The sequence below is a fragment of the Aeromonas sp. R4-2 genome (assembly GCF_040908295.1).
Lineage (GTDB): Bacteria > Pseudomonadota > Gammaproteobacteria > Enterobacterales > Aeromonadaceae > Aeromonas > Aeromonas veronii.
Window position 1 is genome coordinate 22554 of record NZ_JBFODL010000004.1, and the last position, 21434, is coordinate 43987.

General features: G+C 41.7%; 26 protein-coding genes and 2 pseudogenes. 7 read left to right on the forward strand and 21 right to left on the reverse strand.

What is annotated here, in order from left to right; genetic code table 11:
- Positions 1 to 850 precede the first annotated feature (850 nt).
- Both AB5Y99_RS00295 and AB5Y99_RS00300 read left to right on the forward strand, forming a co-directional pair.
- Positions 851 to 1783 (forward strand): Kiwa anti-phage protein KwaB-like domain-containing protein, encoded by a 933-nt coding sequence (locus AB5Y99_RS00295; RefSeq protein WP_368208322.1) that lies wholly within the window; start codon positions 851 to 853, stop codon positions 1781 to 1783.
- Between the two features lie 227 nt (positions 1784 to 2010).
- Positions 2011 to 2259, forward strand: a complete 249-nt coding sequence (locus AB5Y99_RS00300; protein WP_329268441.1) for a hypothetical protein — start codon at positions 2011 to 2013, stop codon at positions 2257 to 2259.
- 113 nt (positions 2260 to 2372) lie between these two features.
- On the opposite strand, the gene AB5Y99_RS00305 is transcribed toward AB5Y99_RS00300, so the two are convergent.
- A complete protein-coding gene (locus tag AB5Y99_RS00305) occupies positions 2373 to 3161 on the reverse strand; it encodes an alpha/beta fold hydrolase (RefSeq protein WP_139739917.1) in 789 nt (262 codons plus the stop codon).
- Positions 3162 to 3279: 118 nt separating this feature from the next.
- Between AB5Y99_RS00305 and AB5Y99_RS00310 the strand changes: the two are divergent.
- Positions 3280 to 3504, forward strand: a pseudogene (locus AB5Y99_RS00310) (MmcQ/YjbR family DNA-binding protein); the annotation flags it as partial.
- A 112-nt stretch (positions 3505 to 3616) separates the two neighbouring features.
- Complete coding sequence (locus AB5Y99_RS00315) at positions 3617 to 5143, forward strand: Eco57I restriction-modification methylase domain-containing protein (RefSeq protein ID WP_368208323.1); 1527 nt, start codon at positions 3617 to 3619, stop codon at positions 5141 to 5143.
- Positions 5144 to 5169: 26 nt separating this feature from the next.
- On the opposite strand, the gene AB5Y99_RS00320 is transcribed toward AB5Y99_RS00315, so the two are convergent.
- From AB5Y99_RS00320 to AB5Y99_RS00340, 5 genes are all read right to left on the reverse strand, one after another.
- Entirely contained in the window at positions 5170 to 6159 is a 990-nt protein-coding gene (locus AB5Y99_RS00320) for a BsuBI/PstI family type II restriction endonuclease (RefSeq protein WP_179903699.1), read from the reverse strand.
- A gap of 97 nt (positions 6160 to 6256) precedes the next feature.
- Positions 6257 to 6715, reverse strand: coding sequence for a hypothetical protein (locus tag AB5Y99_RS00325; RefSeq protein ID WP_179903698.1), 459 nt, complete (start codon positions 6713 to 6715; stop codon positions 6257 to 6259).
- On the reverse strand, positions 6715 to 6951 hold the full coding sequence (locus tag AB5Y99_RS00330; protein ID WP_179903697.1) for a hypothetical protein: 237 nt from the start codon (positions 6949 to 6951) through the stop codon (positions 6715 to 6717). The genes AB5Y99_RS00325 and AB5Y99_RS00330 overlap by 1 nt, the downstream gene beginning before the upstream one ends.
- A 15-nt stretch (positions 6952 to 6966) precedes the next feature.
- Complete coding sequence (locus tag AB5Y99_RS00335) at positions 6967 to 7416, reverse strand: hypothetical protein (protein WP_179903696.1); 450 nt, start codon at positions 7414 to 7416, stop codon at positions 6967 to 6969.
- 43 nt (positions 7417 to 7459) lie between these two features.
- Entirely contained in the window at positions 7460 to 7705 is a 246-nt protein-coding gene (locus AB5Y99_RS00340) for a hypothetical protein (protein WP_235675050.1), read from the reverse strand.
- A gap of 278 nt (positions 7706 to 7983) precedes the next feature.
- Here AB5Y99_RS00340 and AB5Y99_RS00345 point away from each other — a divergent pair.
- Positions 7984 to 8268 (forward strand): annotated as a pseudogene (locus tag AB5Y99_RS00345) (type VI secretion system PAAR protein); the annotation flags it as partial.
- A 776-nt stretch (positions 8269 to 9044) separates the two neighbouring features.
- Entirely contained in the window at positions 9045 to 9467 is a 423-nt protein-coding gene (locus AB5Y99_RS00350; RefSeq protein ID WP_179903695.1) for a DUF1420 family protein, read from the forward strand.
- Positions 9468 to 9500: 33 nt separating this feature from the next.
- Here the strand turns inward: AB5Y99_RS00350 and AB5Y99_RS00355 are convergent, their stop codons facing one another.
- A complete protein-coding gene (locus AB5Y99_RS00355; RefSeq protein ID WP_368208326.1) occupies positions 9501 to 11216 on the reverse strand; it encodes a hypothetical protein in 1716 nt (571 codons plus the stop codon).
- A 112-nt stretch (positions 11217 to 11328) separates the two neighbouring features.
- Between AB5Y99_RS00355 and AB5Y99_RS00360 the strand changes: the two genes are divergently transcribed.
- On the forward strand, positions 11329 to 12429 hold the full coding sequence (locus AB5Y99_RS00360; RefSeq protein ID WP_368208328.1) for a hypothetical protein: 1101 nt from the start codon (positions 11329 to 11331) through the stop codon (positions 12427 to 12429).
- Positions 12430 to 12458: 29 nt separating this feature from the next.
- Here AB5Y99_RS00360 and AB5Y99_RS00365 read toward each other — a convergent pair whose 3' ends face one another.
- The 14 genes from AB5Y99_RS00365 to AB5Y99_RS00430 form a co-directional block, all read right to left on the reverse strand.
- The gene (locus AB5Y99_RS00365; RefSeq protein WP_368208329.1) at positions 12459 to 13172 is read right to left on the reverse strand and encodes a hypothetical protein; all 714 of its coding nucleotides are present in this window, start codon (positions 13170 to 13172) and stop codon (positions 12459 to 12461) included.
- A gap of 444 nt (positions 13173 to 13616) precedes the next feature.
- Positions 13617 to 13943 (reverse strand): hypothetical protein, encoded by a 327-nt coding sequence (locus tag AB5Y99_RS00370; RefSeq protein ID WP_241280587.1) that lies wholly within the window; start codon positions 13941 to 13943, stop codon positions 13617 to 13619.
- A 50-nt stretch (positions 13944 to 13993) separates the two neighbouring features.
- Positions 13994 to 14977 (reverse strand): hypothetical protein, encoded by a 984-nt coding sequence (locus AB5Y99_RS00375; protein WP_368208331.1) that lies wholly within the window; start codon positions 14975 to 14977, stop codon positions 13994 to 13996.
- A complete protein-coding gene (locus AB5Y99_RS00380) occupies positions 14977 to 15933 on the reverse strand; it encodes a hypothetical protein (protein WP_368208333.1) in 957 nt (318 codons plus the stop codon). Before AB5Y99_RS00380 ends, AB5Y99_RS00375 begins: the two co-directional genes overlap by 1 nt.
- A gap of 1 nt (position 15934) precedes the next feature.
- Complete coding sequence (locus tag AB5Y99_RS00385; protein WP_368208335.1) at positions 15935 to 16546, reverse strand: hypothetical protein; 612 nt, start codon at positions 16544 to 16546, stop codon at positions 15935 to 15937.
- On the reverse strand, positions 16533 to 17045 hold the full coding sequence (locus AB5Y99_RS00390; protein WP_368208336.1) for a hypothetical protein: 513 nt from the start codon (positions 17043 to 17045) through the stop codon (positions 16533 to 16535). The genes AB5Y99_RS00385 and AB5Y99_RS00390 overlap by 14 nt, the downstream gene beginning before the upstream one ends.
- Positions 17046 to 17057: 12 nt before the next feature.
- Complete coding sequence (locus AB5Y99_RS00395; protein ID WP_368208338.1) at positions 17058 to 17672, reverse strand: hypothetical protein; 615 nt, start codon at positions 17670 to 17672, stop codon at positions 17058 to 17060.
- A gap of 41 nt (positions 17673 to 17713) precedes the next feature.
- On the reverse strand, positions 17714 to 17980 hold the full coding sequence (locus tag AB5Y99_RS00400; protein ID WP_368208339.1) for a hypothetical protein: 267 nt from the start codon (positions 17978 to 17980) through the stop codon (positions 17714 to 17716).
- Positions 17980 to 18315: a hypothetical protein gene (locus tag AB5Y99_RS00405; protein WP_368208341.1), complete on the reverse strand. Its 336-nt coding sequence runs from the start codon at positions 18313 to 18315 to the stop codon at positions 17980 to 17982. Before AB5Y99_RS00405 ends, AB5Y99_RS00400 begins: the two co-directional genes overlap by 1 nt.
- Before the next feature lie 73 nt (positions 18316 to 18388).
- Positions 18389 to 18841 carry a hypothetical protein gene (locus AB5Y99_RS00410; RefSeq protein ID WP_368208343.1) on the reverse strand — a complete coding sequence of 151 codons (453 nt, stop codon included), beginning with the start codon at positions 18839 to 18841 and terminating at the stop codon, positions 18389 to 18391.
- A 403-nt stretch (positions 18842 to 19244) separates the two neighbouring features.
- Positions 19245 to 19526 carry a hypothetical protein gene (locus tag AB5Y99_RS00415; RefSeq protein ID WP_368208345.1) on the reverse strand — a complete coding sequence of 94 codons (282 nt, stop codon included), beginning with the start codon at positions 19524 to 19526 and terminating at the stop codon, positions 19245 to 19247.
- On the reverse strand, positions 19523 to 19675 hold the full coding sequence (locus AB5Y99_RS00420; RefSeq protein WP_179903681.1) for a hypothetical protein: 153 nt from the start codon (positions 19673 to 19675) through the stop codon (positions 19523 to 19525). Before AB5Y99_RS00420 ends, AB5Y99_RS00415 begins: the two co-directional genes overlap by 4 nt.
- Entirely contained in the window at positions 19672 to 19806 is a 135-nt protein-coding gene (locus AB5Y99_RS00425; protein ID WP_265324551.1) for a hypothetical protein, read from the reverse strand. The genes AB5Y99_RS00420 and AB5Y99_RS00425 overlap by 4 nt, the downstream gene beginning before the upstream one ends.
- A gap of 364 nt (positions 19807 to 20170) precedes the next feature.
- A complete protein-coding gene (locus AB5Y99_RS00430; protein WP_179903680.1) occupies positions 20171 to 21430 on the reverse strand; it encodes a hypothetical protein in 1260 nt (419 codons plus the stop codon).
- Positions 21431 to 21434: the final 4 nt, after the last annotated feature.

The window sequence follows — 21434 nt, forward strand, 5'->3', positions numbered from 1 at the left end:
TCAAAATCCGAGCGATAACTAACTTTTTGCTCACTTTAATTGGTCGGTGTTTGATACCTTACTCATCCGGCCCTCACAGCCCCAAAAGCAGCCGAGGTCAGCCCATGATTTACCCATTTTCAATCTGGTTAAAAGCAGCACTCGGGGAGCTGTAACCCCGTGCGGTAGCTATCTTTTTTAAAAAAATATATACACAAATAAACTAGGTTTATAAATAGCCTATATATTATCCACATATGGTAACTAACGTGATAATACTATGGAACTAAGACTAATCCCTGCAAGTATAATATTCACTGGTTCATATTTACCTTTGAGCATGATTCTTTTATCTCAAGATTTTAAATATGATATGATGAAAACCAACTTTTGTTCGCAACCCATCACTCAGATTAGCAAGTGTGAAATCCCATTTTCTAACCCAACTTTATCAATCGGTTTTTTCCTCATATGTTTAATTTGCTTCATCATAACGGTTATCACGTTAAAGATTAAAACTCCATCACAAAAAATTCTAATTAAAGAAGTAAAGCACATACCAACTGATCTAATGAACTATGTATTACCGTACATCGTCTCTTTCATGAGCATTCAATATTCAGAGACAAGTAAGTTTATTGGATTTCTTATATTCCTTATCTGGCTTTTCTGGTTATCATACAAGTCAGGCCAAATAATACTCAACCCAATACTGATTGCACTTGGATGGAAGCTATACGAAGTAAAATACAGCTTCATAGGTAGTTCTAACGACTTAGTAGGTAAGGCCCTAGGGTGTGTAGAATTTGAAACAAATAAGATCAGTGAAATAGAAACAATTCAAGACATAATTATCAAAAAGGTATAGCCCGTGGCAAATATTAATGATTTTCATAGTTTTGACATTCAAAACTCTCAAGTCAATTTATGGGTTTTCAAAAAATCAACTACTGGACAGCCCCCTCAAATAAAACTCAGTAGTTACTGGGTTAGTTTAAGCGACAATGTTATCACCAAATTAAAAGATACAGCTAATATTTGTCGCCAGGCCATCACTGAAACTATAGAATATAGTTTGCTGGCTCAAAACAATGAGGGCAGCGCTTTACGAATTCCGACTATCGAAACACATGCGGATATAATTATCTCAGAGTCGTTGGATCAAACACCAGCAAAGCAAGTTACAAACATTAAAAAAATGCAAAATGCAGCTTTTTATGCAGTAAAGTTTTCTTGTCCGACCGGCAATCTCTACTGTGTAAAGAAATCTGATGACAGCTGGAAAACAAAGAAACGCAGTGGAGCAATTAACACCCTTTTCAGGTCTAATATTTTAGAAATTGATGATTCGCCAACTTTTAATTTGGCAAAAAACTTTGACTTTTTCATTTGTAACGACCATCTTTTTATCTCTAATAAACGTCATTTTGAGTCTATAGTTAATTACAAGGCTGCGCATACAGCTGATTTTTCAGACCTACTTTCAGAGTCGACATTTAGTGATATTTTCACTAGCGTGGATATATTAAAAACATACGTCGGAAATAATGCTATTCAACTTCGCCGGGCATCTGCAATTCGACAAAAACAAAACTATTTAGACCCTGTTTTTATGAATAATCTAAGGGCGGAATATTCAAACTTCGGATTGAACATAAATATTGATAGTAACGGCAAAATTACACCGACTATCGAAACATGCCCCGATATATTTAAAGCCTTACTCGACCACAGATTAAAATCTCACTTTTCAGGTAGAATTTACGATGTCCAGAGCACGGAAAGCATAACTACATCTCCCTAGAAAAGTAATCATTATTAAATTGATAAGTTATTACTGATGACAAGTGAAATTTCAACATTTTTATAAGTATATGATAAAGGCATCATAAAGCAATTACTGTCGTCATTGGAATGATGTATACATTGGCTAACATCTAGTTTAGAAGCAGTGTATACCCACCTATTTATTATCAACGACTGAACAATTACTTACCCATTTATATATCACATAACAACATTTGGAAAAATATGTCCACTACTACATTTTTTGAAGATGATTTTTATCCTGCTAATGACGACGGCCGAGCAGATAAATCCAAACCACAAACAAGTCTAGAACTATTTCGTACAAATTACTTTGGTGACGATCAAATATTTCTAAGAATAGAACTCCAAGAAGGTCATAAAAATACAATCCATTTAACTAAACAACAAGCCAAAGAATTGGCTGAAGCATTATTGAATGTAGTTTCATATATTGGTTATGATAATCGATAGTTAGATAAAAAAACAAATAGCACCTTGATTTTTTATCATAAAATAAGTCCCCAGTACAATTCACACCTTTGGGGACTTATTTAGTCTGCCCCCCAAGGAATCATAGAAATAGATTATTTCTTCACACCCAGCGATTGAATAAACGCCAGCGTACGACGATTAAACTGCTCCGGCTGCTCCACATTGCAGACATGCCCACACTGTTCGATCACCGCCAGTGAGGAGCTGGCATCGCGGGCCACCTGTTCGCGCACTGGCGCCAGAAACATATGATCCTCCTCCCCCATCACATAGAGGGTGGGAATGGGCAGGGAGCGTTCGCGAAAATAACGCATCAGCGGGTTAACCTCGGTGGCGAGGCGGAACCAGCGTTTGAACTCCTTCTGGCAGAGCTTGCGGGCTTCGCGCACAAAGAGGTTGCGTGACTCCTGATGGTGCTGGCGCGGCATGATGATGAAGGCAAACAGCCGGTAGAGCCACATATAGGGCAGGAAGTGCTGGCCGAGTCGGCCCAGCTGCACAAGCACCCGCGAGCGGATATCGAGCCGCAAAATGGCGCCCCCCAGTACCATGCTTTTTACCCGCTCCGGGCAGAGCTCGGCCAGATGGCGAATAAGGATGGTGCCAAGGGAGATGCCGACAAAGTGGGCACGGCGGATATCGAGATGATCGAGCAGCCGAACGATATCTTCGGTCACTTCCCGAAAGCTGTAGTGACCCTTGACCACCTGTTGCAGCTGGTGGGACTGGCCGTGGCCGCGCAAGTCCAGCAGCAGCACATTGAAGTGCTCGCGATAGGCGCGCAGCTGCTTGAACCAGATGGAGGAGCTGCCACCGGCGCCGTGGACAAACACCACCCAATCCCGCTCGGGACCCAGTTCGAAAGTCTTGTGATACAACATCCAATAGGCTCCCTTGGTGATGGGGGGTATACTCGGCTGCGCGCATATTAACAGAACAGGCCCGCCGATAGATATGCGCCTGACATGACCCGGATCACCCCTTGCGCGAGAACTTTCCATGGATTTGACCCGTTTGCGCCACTTTCTGCTGACCCTGCCGGGCGCCACCGAAGATACCCCGTTTGGCCCGGAGATCCTGGTCTACCGCATCGCGGGCAAGATGTTCGCGCTGGTGGATTGGCAGGCCGAGCCGCTCACCATCAACCTCAAATGCGAGCCTGAACTGGCGTTGCTGCTGCGCGAGATCCACCCCGAGGTCAAACCGGGCTGGCATATGAACAAGTTACATTGTCAATAATACGCGAGAAGGATCTCACCTCTCGAATCATTCGCCATTTAGAGGAAAATAGTGTAGAAAGTGCGACACTGTCTATCCATACAGGTTTCTTAGTTCGATGCCAAATCGTCACCAGTCCACATCAATCTCAGCCGAATCACTATCCAATCGAGTCGATGATATCCGACTTAAAGCGAATCCCCTACTCGACGAGTCTACTAGAGGAGAGAAAGGGCAGTTCATGACCCCTGCCTCCGTGGCTCGTCTTCTGGCATCGATGTTTTCTAACCTAGATGGTGAGCTACACGTCTTAGACGCTGGAGCTGGCGTCGGCTCACTTAGTGCCGCGCTGATCGAACGTGCTATCGAAAAATTTCAACCGTCTTCAATTACCACACATGCTTGGGAAATTGAAGACGTTTTAGTTGAACATCAAAAGCTTTCTATCTCTGAATGTGCTAGTGATTGTCAAAATCAAAACGTAGAACTGGATTGGCTAATTCATAAAGAAGACTTTATCTCTGCTGCGGTGAGCATAATCAATGCAAGATCACGAGGACAGGATACGCCTAAATTTAACAAAGCGATCCTCAACCCCCCGTACCTCAAAATTGCTGCAAATAGTGACGAAAGAGCGGCATTGCGAAATGTTGGTGTTGAGACAGGAAATCTCTACTCATGCTTTGTGAGCTTGGCATTAATGCTTTTGGACGATGGTGGAGAGCTGGTTGCGATTACGCCAAGAAGTTTTTGTAATGGCCCATACTTTAAAGATTTCAGGCGAGTGCTTTTAGATGGCAACGCACTTTGCAAAATTCACGTCTTTGACAGCAGAAACAAAGCATTCAAAGGTGATAAAGTTCTTCAAGAAAATGTGATTTTTCACATTAAAAAAGGTCAACCGCAACAGAGCGTTGATATCTCGTCAAGTTCTTGTGCTGATGATGATAACATTAGAGTCAGAACCGCTTCTTTTGATGAAGTTGTACAGCCAGAGAACCCTGAACGGTTCATTCATATCGTGACAAGCGATGATGAAGCTGAAATAGCGAAGTTCATCGGTAACATGCCATGTTCATTGGATGACCTTGAAATACAAGTAAGCACAGGTAAGGTTGTAGATTTCAGAACTAAAGAAAACCTTAGAATGGAATTGGACAGTGATTCAGTACCATTGATCTACCCTATGCACTTCAATAACTCAGCGATCGAATTCCCGATTTCTGATAGTAAAAAGCCAAATGCTATCGCTTTAAATGATTCAACTATGTCTCTGATGGTTCCCAATGGGACATATGTTTTAACAAAACGCCTTACAGCTAAAGAAGAAAATAGAAGAGTCGTTGCATCCTTATATACAGATAAGATCGCAAAAACTGCCTATGTCGGATTTGAAAATAAAACAAACTATTTTCATAAAGGTGGAAATCCTTTAGATACTAACTTAGCGAAAGGCCTACTTGCATATCTGAATAGCGGTGTTGTAGATCAATACTTTAGACAATTCAATGGCCATACCCAAGTAAACGCTACCGATCTAAGAAGCCTGCGTTACCCAAGTTGTGAGACATTGATAACTATGGGTGCATCTTTAATTGAAGGCAGTTCTCAGAACTTCGATGACCTTTTAGAAAAAAGCATGTAAAAAAAGCGGCTTCTAGCCGCTTTTTTTTACCCTCCTATGAAGATGTTTTTTGAAGCATCTTCGAGAATCCAAAGATATGATCCGACAGCGAGGTTTTTATTTTTACTCTGTCTTTCATATACCTTTTTCCATGTAGGATAAGTAGTAGTGAAACCTATAGAAGACTTTTTATTTCTGACAGCAAAGGCCTTTAGCGATTCCATTTTATGAAGATCAACTTCGCCATCGCTTGTAACTGCCTCGATTACCCATAAAGAATCATCTTCTGGCTTCCATAACAAAACATCAGGCATAGAATCCTCTAACGTGATCGCTAAACCTGCTTTCTCTAACGTCTCAAGCTGTTCCTGAGAGATCCGATCTCCATCGCCGTCATCTATGTATACAACCTGATATCCTCGAAGGAAACGCTTTGCATAGACGCGGTAACTAGCTTCAATCAAGTTACTGTGATCAGTTTGAAAACCATCACCAACTTGCTCTGCTTGAAAGGCTAAACGCTCACGACACTTATCTTCACTTACCCATTCATCTAACTTACGCTGCCACTCTCCATCGCTAGACTTTAAGATATCAATGAAGTCATCGGCCAACCGATAACCACACGCGCTAGACTTCGGCTTATGTCCATATTGAAAAGACTTCAAAGCAGATTCATAAGTCACTTTTTGGACTGCACCAATCTGCCATAGGGGTTTGAGCCAATAATCTCTCCCCTCACGATCTAACTTAATATCGCGCCCACGCTGCAAGATACCGATATGAGCACCGATTTGTGCCGTCGTTGCACCATCTCTAAACTTATAACCTTGTTTCGCTGCTGACTTAGACCAATGAGGTTCGTCACATAACATGGCAAAAACAGCGTCAATAATATTTTCTTTACCTTGGTCTATTCGAGCCAAAACAGATAGAATTTTTTGCTTTGTGACCCCGTCGTAGTGTTCCGGTAAGACAGGCACTCCGGCCTCTAATGCAGCTTTTTTTCTCTCAATAGCGTACTGATCGATATTCACAGAGATCCTCATCACAGCTTGAAAGCATCAGATGAGGATGCCAGAAAGATGGAAGTCCGTCCAGAAACGTATCTTTCAGAAATGAGGCATTGATAGATTATGACCCATAAGGTGAGACAGTTGTCTCGACTACACGATCACGGCCTCTTTCATCGTCCCAGATCAACTTGATTGTAACAGCAGATGGTGCTCCCATTGATGTTGCAACGAGCAGATCAAAGTTCCCACCTGGGTGGATTACATCTAGAGGCAATGCATCATCTATGATCGAAAACTCCCTCACAGTAGGACACGTTAACCTAATATTTTTAGCTGCTGATTTACCTTTATTATAGATCTTCAAACGATGTCCGTTGCCTATTTTGACAACACGAGCATTAAGATCTGCACTGATAGCACTAACAGCGTCATCCTTTTCTTTTCGCAATAAAAGTTTGTTCAAATGATCTGTGGTATTGGCAAATTCATTCTGGCGTCGATTAAACTCAATGGTCTTGTATATCGAGTATGCAGAAAGAATTAATGCTAAAAGAGCGATAGCATCAGTAAGTGACATTATTTAAATCCTTTTAATATTTTTTTGAAATCTTTTTCTATATCAGCAAGAAGCTCTTTTTTAAGGTCTTCGACCATTGCCTCAGTAGACTCCGTATTTTGAGATATCAGTGATTCTTTATCAAACTCAGCTTGACAGTCGGAGCAACTATAACGGCTATCCGATATCGTCGCGAACTGAGAGTTTCCACACACTGGGCAGAGTAATGTAACTTGTCTCGAATAGTCATTTTTCATAGTTATCTCGCTTTATTAAACAGATTTTTTCATTTTCAATGCAAACAGTTCATTTATTTCTTTCTTTTTAGTAAGCTGCTTTTCTGTTAACTTGCGCTTATTCATGACATCCAAGTAAAAGTCTTTTTCCCATTCAGTGATCCAGCGCTTTGAGTAACCATGTTCAATAGCCACCTCATTAAGTGACTTAGTTGAATCTTTCCGCACACGTTTTACAGCCTGAAAAATCTTGTCTGAAGGTAGTTCCATGAACTTCTTCACACAACAGTTTCCAACATCTGCACAAATGCCATTGATCTTATTTTTGATAGAGCAAATTTCAATAATAGGGAAATGACCACATAGACAAGTCATGGGCTCGTCTACTTCGTATACTTGGTCAAGAGACCATTCCTGCTTTGCAGAAGCCCACTGATTTGCGACCGAAAGCTCAATTATCGCCTTCGTTAATTTATACTCAGACATTTCTGACCTCAACAAGATGGGGCTCTAAAGAGCCCCTTTTCAATCAACGATCTTTATCGCTCTGCGAAACGATAGACCCAGCAAAGGTCTTAGTCAGGTCACTGTACTTGTCGCTTTGTAGCGCCGCCCCCGCTTTCGCTTCCATTTCAGCGCTGGGCTGCTTACCAGTTCGAGCCTGAGCAAGTACAGAGCCTGCAAAGGATTTCTGGATATCAGATGCGTGAGGATCGTTCAAAACCTGAGCCGCTTGGCTGGCTACAGAGGGTGAGGTTTGCTTCTTGTTTGTCATAATCAATCAACCTTGTGTTGGGTCTGCAATGAACACTACATATAGTGCTAGTCGTGAGACTAACTACAATATATTGTGCAAAAAAGCCCTTTTCAAGTCCTTCTGTTTAAAATCTCAATAGCAATTGATCTTGATCCAATTGATCCCCATGTAACTTTGTTGTCTATCAAGGCGTCACAGACTGCCGCTTTCAGAAATCGTTTTTATGGTCTCGATTGGTGCATTGATGATAAAGTGCCCTTTTTGCCTGCTTTATCATCGATAACAAGGAGCACGGTTTGAGCAAGAAAGCCGCGAAAGTTGGGGATATTGGGACAGATCATGATGGGTTTCATCCCACTGCCATCATTGCTGGTTCGCCGGATGTATTCATAGACGGTATCCCCGCTGCCCGTGTTGGTGATCCCCTCGCCCCACATGACAAACCAAACAACCCACCGCATCCCAGATCGATTGCATCAGGTTCTTCTACTGTCTTTATCAATGGAAAACCCGCTGCATTAACTGGCGGTGCTGTTGATTGTGGCGGTGTGATCATCGGCTCTGGAACTGTAGTGATTGGGGATCAAGCACCAGCAGCAAGATCGGCAGCTGCACCAATGCAACAACCTGCTGCTCCTGTAGAAATCCCTGCTAAGAATGCCTATTGGCCTCCCTATGACTTCGCCCAGGGCAAAACGCTAGAGGTCGTATACACAACAGCACCAACTGATATTGCTGTCTTGTCACTGGAAGAAGCTAAAGAGCTGCTACAGACGCTTTATACCGAGATGGGTGGCAAAGATGCAGTCGGTACGACTAAGAGCTACCACGACTTGGTAGACGGCGTTAAAACAGCGGCACAGACAGCTAAAGGACTAGGTGGATTTGGTGTTATGTCTTACACCAAGAACATCAAGGGTATCGATTATGTGATCATCAAGAACTATCGCCGTCATGCTCAGACCTTGATGAAAGGGAACAAATGGAAGGCGAGTAATCCACGAGTAGTTCAAATCGGTATTGGTTTGAATGATGTCAAAGGGGCGGCTCGATGGGTCAAGGTAAATGCGGGGATCGAGGTGGCCTTTGCTGTCGGGGTCAATGCTGCTGATTACATCTTGCGTGATGAAGCGACTTTAGCCGAGTTCGTGGGCAATAGCTCTGGCGACATTATCAAAGGTATGACGACACTTGTAACCATGTCTCTAGTCGTTGCGACACTACCTGTATCAGGGATTTTGGCAACTGGCGCACTGTTTGCGTTTGGTTCCTTCTTCATGGGACGTGAGCTTGACGCATTAGACGAACGTTATGGATTCTCAGATGAAATCGGCAACTCGCTTAAAAGGTTGGTTGAATGATCCATTTCGTCAGACTAATCATTGCGGTAGCTTTTATCTGGTTCGGTTTTGAACAGGTATCAGAGGATTTGCACGCAACATTATCTAATGGTGCTGAGTCATTTCGGATTAGTGGCATTGCCAACATTTGGGCGTCTTACTGTGCTCCTTTAGTTGGTTCTGTGTTGATCATTCATGTATTAATGTCTTTAGCAAAGGTTGGAAATCCAGATAAGATTTTTCAACGCGGCGTTTTGATTGTTATTTTCGCCATAGCACCTGTCTTAACCTTTGCCACTAAAATGAAGTTAAATGCTAAATCTGAAAATTATGTAGAGTGTCAGGATCTAAAGCGGGTGTCTCGTTGGAACTCTTATCAAGTCTATGCCATATCAATTGATGAATGTCTGCTCTTGAAAGATAAAAAGGACTCGAAATAAAAAAGGCCAGCATGATGCTGGCCTTTTCACTTATCAATTCCGTTTAAAAGCACCATTGAATGCTTGCGACATAGCTGAAATTGTAGCTGTTGTTGGGAACGGAGAAGGTGTCGGTGAACTGTTACCTTTATTGACAACATTAGTTGTATTCACACTGTTTCCAACTGTTTGCCCTACCATAGCGGCCTGCTTTTGCATGTCTCTTTCTTTTGCTTCTGCCACTGCTTGCTTTGCTTGTTGTTCGATTTCTTCTAGTTTCTTACTTTCGTATGGATTAGCGGCTTTAAACTCAAGTGGCTTACCTAGTCCAGCTCGTCCTGCGGCTTCGCTATCAGTTCCCAATTTCTCGTCTATCCACTTCGCTGGATCAAGTTTGATACCGAGCATATCGAACCCAAGTTCAATAGCGTCTTTCACTAACAACAAAGCCGCGACGATCTCACCAACTGGCCCGCCAGCAGCACCAGCAACGACTCTTCCACCCGCTTTAGAAGCCATTCGTTTAAGCAATTGATCTTTGCCCACCTTCTCGGCTGCTACTTCACCACCCTCTGCCACGACTGCTTTAGTCGTCATCTTTTCGAATGAACTCTTTTCAACATTCCGTTCAACGGTATTAACTGCTTTTGTTTCAAACTTCGGCTTACCGTCTTTATCTAACACCGGTTTACCGTCTTTGTCTAATACCGGTTTTTTCGTTTCAGCAGGATTGATTTTCGCTTTTGATTTCGGACTGGCTGTTTCGACTTTCGGCTTATCAGGGAACATCTTCTTCCAGCCGTCTTTTATTGAATCAACTGTTTTTGTGAATGTTTCTTTGATACCGGACGTGATACTTGTAAAGGCCGATTTGATCCCCTTTAATGACGCTTCACCGAACTTAACGGCCCAGTTCTTCATACCTAGAAAGAAAGCGGTGATTAATCCACCTTTAGCAAACATGCCTGCAAATCTGCCAATTGCACCGCCGAATGATCCAAAGTCAGGAACAAGCGACTTCAACAAGTTCACGATCATCATGTTTCTCATTAGATCGTGAATATCATCGACTTTTTTATAAAGTTTATGATCTGCATGTTCCCGCTTTCTTTCAACAATCTTTTCTCTCAGCTCTTTTACCTTCTCAAGCTTTTCTGTTTTCTCAATAGCAGCTTGTGGAATAATACCAGTCCGCTTTTCTTTCTTCTCTTCTGCCTTTCGTTCAAAACGGGACTTAACTATCTTGCCTGCTTCAATAGCACCACCAGTAACTTTGCTCGCGGCTGCTTTCATATCGCTATAGAACGGAAGTAGTTCTGAGCCGATTTGATCCGTCATGCTCTTACCGAAATCAGCACCAGCTTGATAAACGGAGGCAGCAAATGTCTTACCTGCATTAGCAATCGACATTCCAAAAGAGTCTTCTTTTCTCTTAATCTTCGGCTCAATCTTCGGCTGTTTTTCACCTAACTCAGGCTTATTGATCGGTGTATCGGGATTTGAAACTGGTGCATTAGTCGGCTCAATTACACTCCGAACACTCTGTACTTGCTCTGGCTTGTCTTCTGAGAATCGGTGAACAGGCATGTTCATATCAGCCAATCGTTTCTCCAATTGCTGCATACGCTCGGTATTTCGATCGGTAGTAAGAGTGTTCTTTTCTACCGAGTTTTTTAACTCCTCGCTCGTTTCTGCCACTAGCTCTAATGCTGCGGTATTGTCTTCTAATCTGTCGTCTTTCGGACGAACTTTATTAACTGACTCTTTCATTTCTTGTTCCCTAGGAAATAGTTACGGGACGTCTCCCACCGATTATTTACTGTCTGAAAAAGTATTGTTTTCAGTGTTTGTTAAATAAGCTAATAACTACGGAGAAAAAGAAATGAAATACCTAGATAAGCTGGTAAAAGAAAGCGTGGATATTGAAACTGGACGAGACGAGCTGGTGTCTATCTCCGCAAAAGTAAGTAGTAAGATTTATAAAAAGCTGGTATGTGAACAGCCAACAACTCAGCCAATTGCTACTGTATTTGGCATCAAGCAGAAAGTAGCAGGTAAAGATCCGTTTGTTGTGCATATGCAAGAACATATTGAAGGTGCAATTGATTTAGCACCAAATGCTACTTTTATGACGGGTGATAAGATCAAAGACGCAAGCGGTATTGTTGTTGAGGCACTTGTGCCGTTCAGTTCTGAAAATACGGATATGTCTAGTGTGTGGAGTATGCTACTTGCTGGAAAAGTACGTGTTCTGAATGAAATGCCTGAACAAGCAGTTATTCAAGAAAGCGATATTGAGATTAGTCGGTGGCGAACTAAAGTCGGATCAAGATTGATTCGTTTTGACGCTTCTATGGAAATGCTACAGGACTTGGAGTCTCAGTTTAAGGACAGTAAAGACGTTGTTTATAACGTAATCGGAAATGTGGTATCTGAACAAGTAAACAGTGAGATCATTCTCAAACTGATTTCATTAGCCAAGAAAGAAAAAGATTTGAGCCTGATTAACTATGAAACTTCATACTATCGGGGCCGTGAACTGATAATCAAAGCCGCTGAACTTGTAGCAGATATCAAAAAGAACAATGCTACGCCTACATTTTTACTTTGCACACCGAAAGTTGAGGCACAACTAAAAGCCAGTGGACAAGTAACAGGTAATGTAATCGACGGCCTAGATCTTGATATCGTTGTTGACGTAAAAACACCGGCTGATTATATGCTTGTTGGCTGTGCTTCCGACGAACGTCTAACGCCCTGCTCGCTGTATTACAGTCCGCTGGTGGAAGAAGAACAGGACATCACAATGCTATTCACTCGCGAAATGTTGAACATGCAGCCGTCTTATGGCGCTAATGTTCGCTATGCTCTATCGGCAATCGATCTTGATAGCGTGGACGGTGGCAAAGTAGTCGAAACTGATTGGAATAAACTGGCTAATAGCAGTCGTTATACTTCCTTGAGTCGTGTCATTATGGAATAAAAAAAGCCGGATCATTTGATCCGGCTTTTTTACATCTGGAATTCCTGCGTCTCTTCATCAAAAAGAACTGTTTCTTTACCGTTGAATAAAAAACTGTCATCCGATACCTGTTCATACGTGCCAGTAATATCAGGATCATGCTTAGTCGCAAAAGCATTCATTTGTGCGTTTGCTGATACCTCGGCATCATATTGTGAATAGCCGTTAGACAGGTACAAACTGATTAGCTTTGCTTTATAACTTTCGATATCAGACACACACGATTTAGTATCAATAACAGTTGGCTCGTCTACACAACTATCTGGTGCATGTTCAACAAGAATACCACCTTCGTAATACTTTGTGCCGTCTATACCGCTGGCTGTATGAATGCGATCACCGATATAGTATGGCTCAGGTGTTTCAACAGGCTTTGTACTCTCAGTGGTAAAACTCATCATTGAGGCGGCCAGTGCGATACTTTGATCGTCTTGTTTAACTGATATAGCACTTAACTTTTTATTCTCAACTACCACTTGGGCAGGAATTAGCAGGTGAACGTCTTTCTGTTTCCAATGCTTTCTAGCATCCTGAAAGAAATCGACTCCGTTTAGTGTAACGTGGCTAAAGTCCGAGTTATAACTCAGGCTTTCAATATGTTCATTGTCAATCTTGGCAAGCAAAGTCTTCAACGCTTTATAGCAGTTACCTCTGTCTTTGCTTGTTTGCTGTGCAATCTGGATAGCATGTTCGTTCAAGTTCATAGTGTGATCTCCGGTGTGAGCTGACGTGTGAACTTATTTAGATCACACCTGAGATCACACGTCAGCTCACACAAGCGATGGGACGCTCTAGGCCGCATTTCTCAAGGTATAGCAGTACGTCATGTCATGTTCAGGTAGTAATGCGTGAGATCGCTTCCTGCTTCGTCTCCGTAGATAGTCGTCAGACTGCGGCATAGCCGCTCACTTATTGAACAAAGATAAAATAAAATCTCTTATATATCTTATATGAGAATCTAAATTGTCTTCTTATTATATATCAATGAGTTAGCTTCGCAGTCGCTAACGCGACATTTTATTTGATCATTAATGTTTATCGGTATGTTACCGAATAGTATAATGAATTTGTGCGTTAGCACTTTGCCGTAAGGCAATAAGTATTACCAATAAAAAAGCGACTCACCAAAAATGATAAGTCGCTTTTACTTACTTCGATCCAATTCTTCCACTAAGTCCGATAATACTATCTGTAAGCTTCTCGATATTACCATCGATCTTCTCCATACGAGGCACAATCGTTTGAATCAGTGTGTCTTGTTGAGCCACTTTCGTTTCAAGCACCTGAACTTTAGCAGCCAGCTCTCTTGATAACGTATTCGTTTCATCAATCCTGTTCCACGTTACTCCAATGTTTAACAGTAGAGCACCGACCAAAATAGCCGTTTGTATTGACATACCGAACACATTGATCTTATTGGTATTATTATTGTTATTATCGCCCATAAGAATCATGGACTCATTTACTTCACTCATACTTACCCTATGGCATTACTGCCTCCTCTTATAGTCGCAACATGCGGCTATTACTTAAATGCTTTCAGCATAGCTTTACTCCTGTTTACCACGCTTTCAATGTTACTAATAACATTGCCTGACTTGCCGTTATACTTCGCTTGAGTAACAGTGCTCAACGCAAACTCCACTTCGAAAGTAGCGATCTGATTATTGCTTTCAAAATCCAATTGAACATCGCTAACGTTGATAGGAACACATCCGTCACAATGAACAATTGTTCGAACATCACCTCTTCTATCTAATACCGCAACATCAATCATTTTGGCATATGTATCATGAAACCCAAAGGTGTTTGTATTCGGATCATGAATGTCACGCATCCACCGCAAAAACCACTCTCGTTCTTGATAGCTGGGAGTACAATAAAAAGTCATTTTCAAATTACTGAAACTTCTTCCCTGAACTTCAACAAATGGCTTTCTATTATAAGTGTTTTTCTGAATATCAAAGCTAGTACCTGGAAGATTGACGTTCTTCACCATAATCGCTAAGTCTTTATTCGGATCATAGTTTGTATCAAGTAGTCCGTCTAAAAACTCTCCCGCACCTGGGATCATTCTAACAAGCGTTGGATCAAGAATGCCGATTGCATTAGTAACATTAGGAATATATTTCCTCGCCTGATTATAGGCAATATCTTGCGCTCGGTGCCAGTTAACATTGTTACTTATGCCACCAAATAACGCTTTCCCCATTCCCATAAATCCGTCTGCATTGCTCACGTCATTCATAATCTTCCCAGCAGGCCCAATAATTCCGTCAAAGTTAATAGCGCTTCTGAAATCCTGAAAGCGAACTAAGAACATGTTAGAACGAGCTAGATCCTGAGTTTCAACTACTCGCATGAAACGAGCGTAATCAGGAGTTGTAAACTCATCTGCCGCTAATGCCGAATCAACAGCATTAACAACACCTGTTTTTATTTTATCTGTTATGTTATCAAACGGCGCTAACTCTTTAGCACCGTTGATTAAGCTGTCATAAAACGCCATTAGTTATCTCCAAAAATGTCTGAACCATTGATATCCAAATGTTTCCAGCTTCCGTCTTTATTTGCATTCTCGAAAAGCTGTGCTGTAGGCAATGTAATCTCTTTAAGTGTGATTTCAAGATCTCGGGTAAGCGCGTCACCAGCAGTTCCAGCAAAAGTGGCATGTCCGTTTTCACCTACTGACGAAATGCGCAAGTTAGAAATATGACACCAGCCACTAACAAGTCTGTTTGTGTGTCGGATTACATCTTCTTTTGTGCCAAGTATTCGTTCTTCAACTCGCACCATCATTGGTATTCGCATCTCGGTATAGTTTTGGGGATTACCCTCAACACTGATATTCGCGGCTTTAAGAAGAAACTTTTCAATGTCTCCATATTCTTTTAACTCGGCATTGTTTCTAGGTGTGATTCTCCAAATAAATGTCCAACTGCGAGGCTGTACACCGTTAAAGCCATGCACACCTTTGTTTGAAGAAATAGTGGTATTTGAACCCAAGTTAGTTGCGTATGCCCCACCCTTTTTAGATAGATTCAAATCAAACTCGTTAATACCAGCTTGAACACCACCTTTAACTGCACCAACGATACCACCGCTGTTATAGCCACCAATAGCACCACGTAAAAACTCTTCTAGAAAGCCATCGTCTGCACCAGCAATATCAAATTGCAAATTGTCAGTTATGCCATTATCCGGCATACGCATGAAAAGCAGTCCTTCAGTTTTAAAGTTCATTTTCGACATTGTTTCAGCCGATTTCTGCAAAGCAGACGGCGTAAACTTGCCAGTTTTGAAAAAAGTGAATGCCAAACATGGCGCAGTCTTCCACGTGCCGTCCAGATTCTTCATTGATATTGGATAAGTCATAACTGGAATACCGTTGTCTTGTTTCTGGACATCTTTTGGCATGAACTTACCGATAACGTTTTTAGCGTTCTCCATAAACGTGGTAGCCATATTACACCCCGATTTTGATATTGAATCGTTTGATTACATCTGCAATTGGCATTCCGTAATAGTTAAACAACTCGTCAAGACTGTTATGAAAATACTCCGACATAACATCTCTTTTATCTTCTTCTGAAAGCTCGTTATACCAATCGCCAAATGTCTCAGGTTCAGGCTTAATCTCAGGCATCAACTCTTCGATTTCTTGAGAGATAGCACTAGCCGCTTCTGACTGTGTTCCTTCGCGTCGCATGAGTTCAACGGGAGTCATGTACTCGCTACCGCCATCAGATTCAGGAGGCATCGATTCAAGCGTTTTGGCGTCACATTTGGCAAGTAGCATATCGATATCAAAGCCTTGCTTAATCGCGGTAGTCATTGCCGCAATGACTGTCTGTGTTACCACTTGCTCAACGATACGCCCGCGCATGTCTTGCGGAATCTTTGCACCGAGCAACTCGTTACTGCCACCAACGAAAGCACTTACAAGTGCGTCCGCATGATCCGCGAAAGCATGACGATAAGCGTTGCGGAGTAGTTTGTTCTGGCGTCTCACTTCACCACTTTTCTTACCTGCATCGGAGGCTGTCTGGCTATTAAAACTTGTTTTATTCGCGTTCATCTTCTAACTCCATAATCCGACTAGCTGTTAACTGTGATACTGGCTCAAGAACAAATGTGTCCATAAGCGGGTTACTATGTTTTTCGATAAAGTTAAAATCTGCTTCTGGCAAAATCTCGATATCGAGGAATGATTGATACATGCCAACGAGGCCATGATTTTCTGGCAACAAGAAAACTTTTCCGTTGTTACTGTTCACCAAGCAATCGCGAACGTCGATTAGCGATTCTTTATAAGACTGAATCAAATCCTTTTCTTCCTGTTGCTTGCGCTTGATCTGCTCTTGTTTCTCATTACGTTGCTCCGTAGCTTCATGGGCTGCTGTAGCAATATCTATTTGCTCTTCCGTGCAAGTGTCACCAGATCCAATAATGCTACCGTAAAAGGCGTTATGTTTCGGCTCGATAGCTAGTTTAAAAATCTCGATCACCCGAGACGTTTGATAAATCTTTGTCTTGCCGTCAATAGCAACAACGGCACTTTGATAATAAGGCTTCATTTATTACTCCAATTAATAGTTAAGGAATTGGCTGGCAGCGATTGCCATTTCACACGCTTCTGTTACTCGCTCTGGCTCTTTCACCGGCTTTTTGCCAATAGCCATGATCTGTTCTAAGTCTTCTTCGATTTCCCAATAGGGAGTATCATCACACGGCTCAAGTAATAGATATTCGTGATCATCAATGTGATATTCTTCATCAATTTCAAGCTCGTCCGTTGCTTCGTTATACATACCAACAACTTTGCGCTTATAGACAACAGGACGCTTTGTCTTAACTGGTGCGGGGTCTGTAACACTGTTATTCGGTAGATCCGTGCTAATATTGGCTTCGTTCATGCTATCAACATCAAACACTTCTGATTCGGTAATGCTCTTTGCCGCAGACTGCTGACAAACAAAGTAGTTACCGCTTGGCAGCTTTGCGAAACTCGGCTTAAAGCCAGCGGCTACCAATGCTTTCATTTTATCAACTTCCGGTGCCACACATTGCAGAACAGCCAGTTCCGATTCATCTTTACTCATGATAGCGATTGCTAAAGTCATATCTTTACGGCTTGCGGCTTCGCTGTTAATGAACACAATGCCACCATGACGGGACTGGCTTAACTGTTTTACAATTTTCATTTCTTCTTCCTATAAAAAAGGCCCCCGTCATTGGGAGCCCGTTAAAATTTTGCGCTTTGCATATCCCTTAGATCCCGTGCTCTTCGGATCTTATTAGCCATGATAGTGAGTTCATCGAGTATGACGGCATTACAGTCTGCTCTGGTAATACCAAGAATCTTATTCACATGAATGATTCCGGTTGGATTTTGCAATTTCTCAATCCAATCCAAATCTTCATATCCAGCTTCAAAAGCTACTTTAGTTAGTTCTCTCAAAACTCGTTCAATGCTCGGATTTACGTTTCCTTTATTTGGCATCAACGGCATTAAAACTGTTCCTTTCTTTTCTGGATCTCTAAACGTGCGTCTTTATAAGCACTCAGAATAGCCAGTTTAAGATCTTTATTTGGGAACAGTTGATTGGTAGTCGCCTCCGATTCATCACTTGGCTGATATACGATTGACACTTTATGGTGCAATGTAAACACACTTAGTCCATTTTCTTGAATGTAGTAGAACGGAGCTTCCGATTTGTTGCCACTTTTCATAAGTGGAATGCCAAGTGCTTCGCTCAACTCTTTTACAAACTTGTATGCATCTGTTTCTTTGGTGGCTTTGTCGCTAACGTTGCCACGATATTGAATTTCTTTAACTTCATTCATTTTATTTCTCCAGTTTGTTTATGGCTTTTTACAGAAGCCGTAACTGTGTCTAACTTATCTCTCTGTTGACAAGTTACTTTTTATAGCTATCGATTACGGCCTGTGCTTTAGCGATACGCTCTTTTGTAGTCAGTCCCAAATCGGCAATATAACGTTCCAATGTTTTCTTAACTCGTTCATCTTGGAATGTTTCCAGCTTTGCCAGAAAGCGCATGAACAGAGCCCAAAGCACTTTATTCTGATAAAGTTCAGGCATTGTCTGTTGCTCTTTCAGAATGCCGCTGAACATGAATTGGCTGTAGCCTTTGACGAAATCAACTCGATTAAGTCCAAGCTTGTTTACTGTCTCGGTAGTAATGCGATTAAAAGCGGCTCTGTTGCCTGCTTTGATTGCGTTTTCGCTATCTGCTTCCCACTGTGCAAAGCTTTTCAAAGCCGATTTCTCTGAATAACGTTGTTTTGCTTTTTCTAGAATACGTTCGCGATTTGCTTCATAGTATCTCTGATTGATTTCTTGTCTGGACATAGTGTTCTCCTGAATCTGTTCTGAATGTATTTAGTGAGTCTGAAAAATCGATTTTTCAGACGGTACAAAATAAAAGCCAGAAACACTGGCTTTCATTGAATAATGTGGAGCTGGAGTAGCACATGAACAAGTGCAGAATCCACACTCCTGTTACCGGCGATTTTGAGCAAGCGGATAACAAAGTCTTTAGCAAAACGCTTCCGGTACATCTCTGCCAGAATCAGAGAAGTCCCGCATACTAATCCACGTACATATGAGGAATATGTACCGGAAGTGTTTTATAAAGCGCGGAGAACCACTTCCACGCTTTTTATTAATGTCTAATCGAAACAACCCAATACATTCTTTGTTGATTACAAATGTATTTAGTGTGTCTGAAACGAGATTTTTTCAGTGCTTTTTATCAGTCAAAGCGAATGAATTGGAACTCGTCTTCTTCAATCGAGTTACGAACTTCCACCAGCGCTACCATTCGACGCATAGCGATTTTTTGCTTCTCGTTCTTCGCGTCTAGTTCTTCGTTATAACTGGGCTGGTGCTTCCACTTCTGTCCTGTATGTTCTTCGAGTTCTTCCAACATAGTAGCTGGATTAACTCTATCGCTCACGATAATGTAAGCGTTTGAAAAGCTCATATCCGGTAATACGAATGCACCGAAATAAACTCGTTGTTTAGCTGTTTTCATTTCTGTTCCTCCGAAAGCTTTTTGATAGTCAGGCTTTTTAATAACTCATCTTGCTTTTTGCGTTCAGACTTGGCACCGCGATAGTGTCCAAATGAATAGATTACGAAAACGATAAAGCCGAGTACCCAAGGAATGTATTCTTCACTCATTTATCACCTCCAACTCCAACATAGTTAGAAACGATTTTGATCTGTTCTTTCTTTTGATCCATACGGCCTTTAATGTAGCCGAGAATGTAAAGTGCGGCACCAAAAGCACCAGTTAGAATGTATGTAGTCATTTTTATTTCTCCAGTTTAGATAGTTGATAGAACGGCATTACTAAAAACATGCCAGCAAGCAATGATTGGATCAGATATTCAAATCCGTATGTCATTATCTCTTGCATGATAGTGCTCCTAGTTGAACAACAAAAGGCGGCTCTTGTTTCAGCGTTAAGCGTTCATCGGTAATACTATCTTCTAGCCATTCTATAAGTGGAACAAACTGTTTCTTTACTGGGTGCCAAACATGGCTTTTCAATGTGTTCATTTTATTTCTCCGAGTTAAAACTATTAGCAGTTGCTCTCTGCTTACATAGCTATTTAGTGAGTCTGAAAAATCGATTTTTCAGACGGTGTAAAAGAAAGCCACCAGCTGGTGGCTTCACTTGTCTTTGGCTTTCTTCTCTTCTTTCGGCTTAGGCTTAGCGTCAGACACTATTGGGCGCGGTGAGCCGTCACTGAACAACTCAAGATTGGTGATCCATTCTTGCTTGGTAATCTGGTGAATAACAGATCCGATAAGCCACTTTGAACTGTTCTTAGACTGTCCACCATTGCCATCGAATGTAATATCGATCACTTCCCCTACCGTCATATCTGAGTCTGCACCTACCTGCATTAAAGCGCGTTTCTCTTTAATCCTAGACTTGTTCATTTCCCTGATCGCAATCGTGTTACCGTTGGCACCTAAGTTTTGAAACTTATACATCTGATCCTCAGACGCGATAACTATCCGATTGCTAGGACTGTATTCAATGTTAGTAGCCGGTTGCTCGTTCAGCTTTGAATAAACACCGTCAATCGTCGTTGGAGTCATTTTGGTATGATTAATGCTCTTATCTATCAGGCTATGAGAAACAACAGTTAGCCCATAAGCACCATCGCTTGCCTGGCTTTCAATGTTAAATCCACTATCTAATGTGAAACTGATAGCAACGTTTTGATTTTGGCCTGTAGCGTCTAATCCCACAGCATACTTGGCAATTGGGGCTTTGCTGATTAGCGCCGAACGACTGACAAAGTTAACTTTATCTCTTGACTCGAATATATAGAAAGCACTGTCCCCTTTATGCTTTGTCTCGCCGGAAACAGAATGACTTTTGAGAAAATCGATTGCGTCAAGTGGTGTAATATTTGGAATAACAATGTCTCTGTTATACATTGTCGGCTCAATATTCATTTCTTTTTCTTCATAGCCGATTAGTTTAAGCATGTCTGATACAATGATATGAGTACCAACGTTTTTATACGATTTTGATACCCGCTTGAAATTGTTATTCACTGCACCAATAGATTTGAAAAGCAATTGAGCGTAGCCAGTTGCGCTTTGGTGGCTGAATGTGTCGCTATAGTGGTAAACCCTAAACACTCGCTCAAATGTCTTACCTTCTGATTTGTGCTTGCTGGTGGACTTCATTTTGATCCGCAAGATATTATCATTTCCCATAATGTCGCGTTGATCAAAGAATCCAACTTTGTTACCGATAATTAGGGAGCCCATCATCATTCCGTCTAGGCTTTCTGTTATAGTAAGACTTTCTAAAATGTCTTCAATCTGGTAATACTTCGTTCCGGCTTCTAATGAAATGTGATCAATAATGAATGATTCGGATTGTTTGTTACCCTCTCGTTTAATTGGCATGTTA

Coding starts and splice junctions, on each gene's coding strand:
- AB5Y99_RS00415 (WP_368208345.1), bottom strand. CDS start 19,526: ATGAAAACAGCTAAACAACGAGTTTATTTCGGTGCATTCGTATTACCG.
- AB5Y99_RS00400 (WP_368208339.1), bottom strand. CDS start 17,980: ATGCCGTTGATGCCAAATAAAGGAAACGTAAATCCGAGCATTGAACGA.
- AB5Y99_RS00340 (WP_235675050.1), bottom strand. CDS start 7,705: ATGACAAACAAGAAGCAAACCTCACCCTCTGTAGCCAGCCAAGCGGCT.
- AB5Y99_RS00410 (WP_368208343.1), bottom strand. CDS start 18,841: ATGTCCAGACAAGAAATCAATCAGAGATACTATGAAGCAAATCGCGAA.
- AB5Y99_RS00360 (WP_368208328.1), top strand. CDS start 11,329: ATGAAATACCTAGATAAGCTGGTAAAAGAAAGCGTGGATATTGAAACT.
- AB5Y99_RS00350 (WP_179903695.1), top strand. CDS start 9,045: ATGATCCATTTCGTCAGACTAATCATTGCGGTAGCTTTTATCTGGTTC.
- AB5Y99_RS00315 (WP_368208323.1), top strand. CDS start 3,617: ATGCCAAATCGTCACCAGTCCACATCAATCTCAGCCGAATCACTATCC.
- AB5Y99_RS00325 (WP_179903698.1), bottom strand. CDS start 6,715: ATGTCACTTACTGATGCTATCGCTCTTTTAGCATTAATTCTTTCTGCA.
- AB5Y99_RS00395 (WP_368208338.1), bottom strand. CDS start 17,672: ATGAAAATTGTAAAACAGTTAAGCCAGTCCCGTCATGGTGGCATTGTG.
- AB5Y99_RS00355 (WP_368208326.1), bottom strand. CDS start 11,216: ATGAAAGAGTCAGTTAATAAAGTTCGTCCGAAAGACGACAGATTAGAA.
- AB5Y99_RS00405 (WP_368208341.1), bottom strand. CDS start 18,315: ATGAATGAAGTTAAAGAAATTCAATATCGTGGCAACGTTAGCGACAAA.
- AB5Y99_RS00305 (WP_139739917.1), bottom strand. CDS start 3,161: ATGTTGTATCACAAGACTTTCGAACTGGGTCCCGAGCGGGATTGGGTG.
- AB5Y99_RS00430 (WP_179903680.1), bottom strand. CDS start 21,430: ATGCCAATTAAACGAGAGGGTAACAAACAATCCGAATCATTCATTATT.
- AB5Y99_RS00330 (WP_179903697.1), bottom strand. CDS start 6,951: ATGAAAAATGACTATTCGAGACAAGTTACATTACTCTGCCCAGTGTGT.
- AB5Y99_RS00380 (WP_368208333.1), bottom strand. CDS start 15,933: ATGGCTACCACGTTTATGGAGAACGCTAAAAACGTTATCGGTAAGTTC.
- AB5Y99_RS00385 (WP_368208335.1), bottom strand. CDS start 16,546: ATGAACGCGAATAAAACAAGTTTTAATAGCCAGACAGCCTCCGATGCA.
- AB5Y99_RS00425 (WP_265324551.1), bottom strand. CDS start 19,806: ATGACTACATACATTCTAACTGGTGCTTTTGGTGCCGCACTTTACATT.
- AB5Y99_RS00365 (WP_368208329.1), bottom strand. CDS start 13,172: ATGAACTTGAACGAACATGCTATCCAGATTGCACAGCAAACAAGCAAA.
- AB5Y99_RS00390 (WP_368208336.1), bottom strand. CDS start 17,045: ATGAAGCCTTATTATCAAAGTGCCGTTGTTGCTATTGACGGCAAGACA.
- AB5Y99_RS00370 (WP_241280587.1), bottom strand. CDS start 13,943: ATGAGTGAAGTAAATGAGTCCATGATTCTTATGGGCGATAATAACAAT.
- AB5Y99_RS00335 (WP_179903696.1), bottom strand. CDS start 7,416: ATGTCTGAGTATAAATTAACGAAGGCGATAATTGAGCTTTCGGTCGCA.
- AB5Y99_RS00420 (WP_179903681.1), bottom strand. CDS start 19,675: ATGAGTGAAGAATACATTCCTTGGGTACTCGGCTTTATCGTTTTCGTA.
- AB5Y99_RS00300 (WP_329268441.1), top strand. CDS start 2,011: ATGTCCACTACTACATTTTTTGAAGATGATTTTTATCCTGCTAATGAC.
- AB5Y99_RS00375 (WP_368208331.1), bottom strand. CDS start 14,977: ATGGCGTTTTATGACAGCTTAATCAACGGTGCTAAAGAGTTAGCGCCG.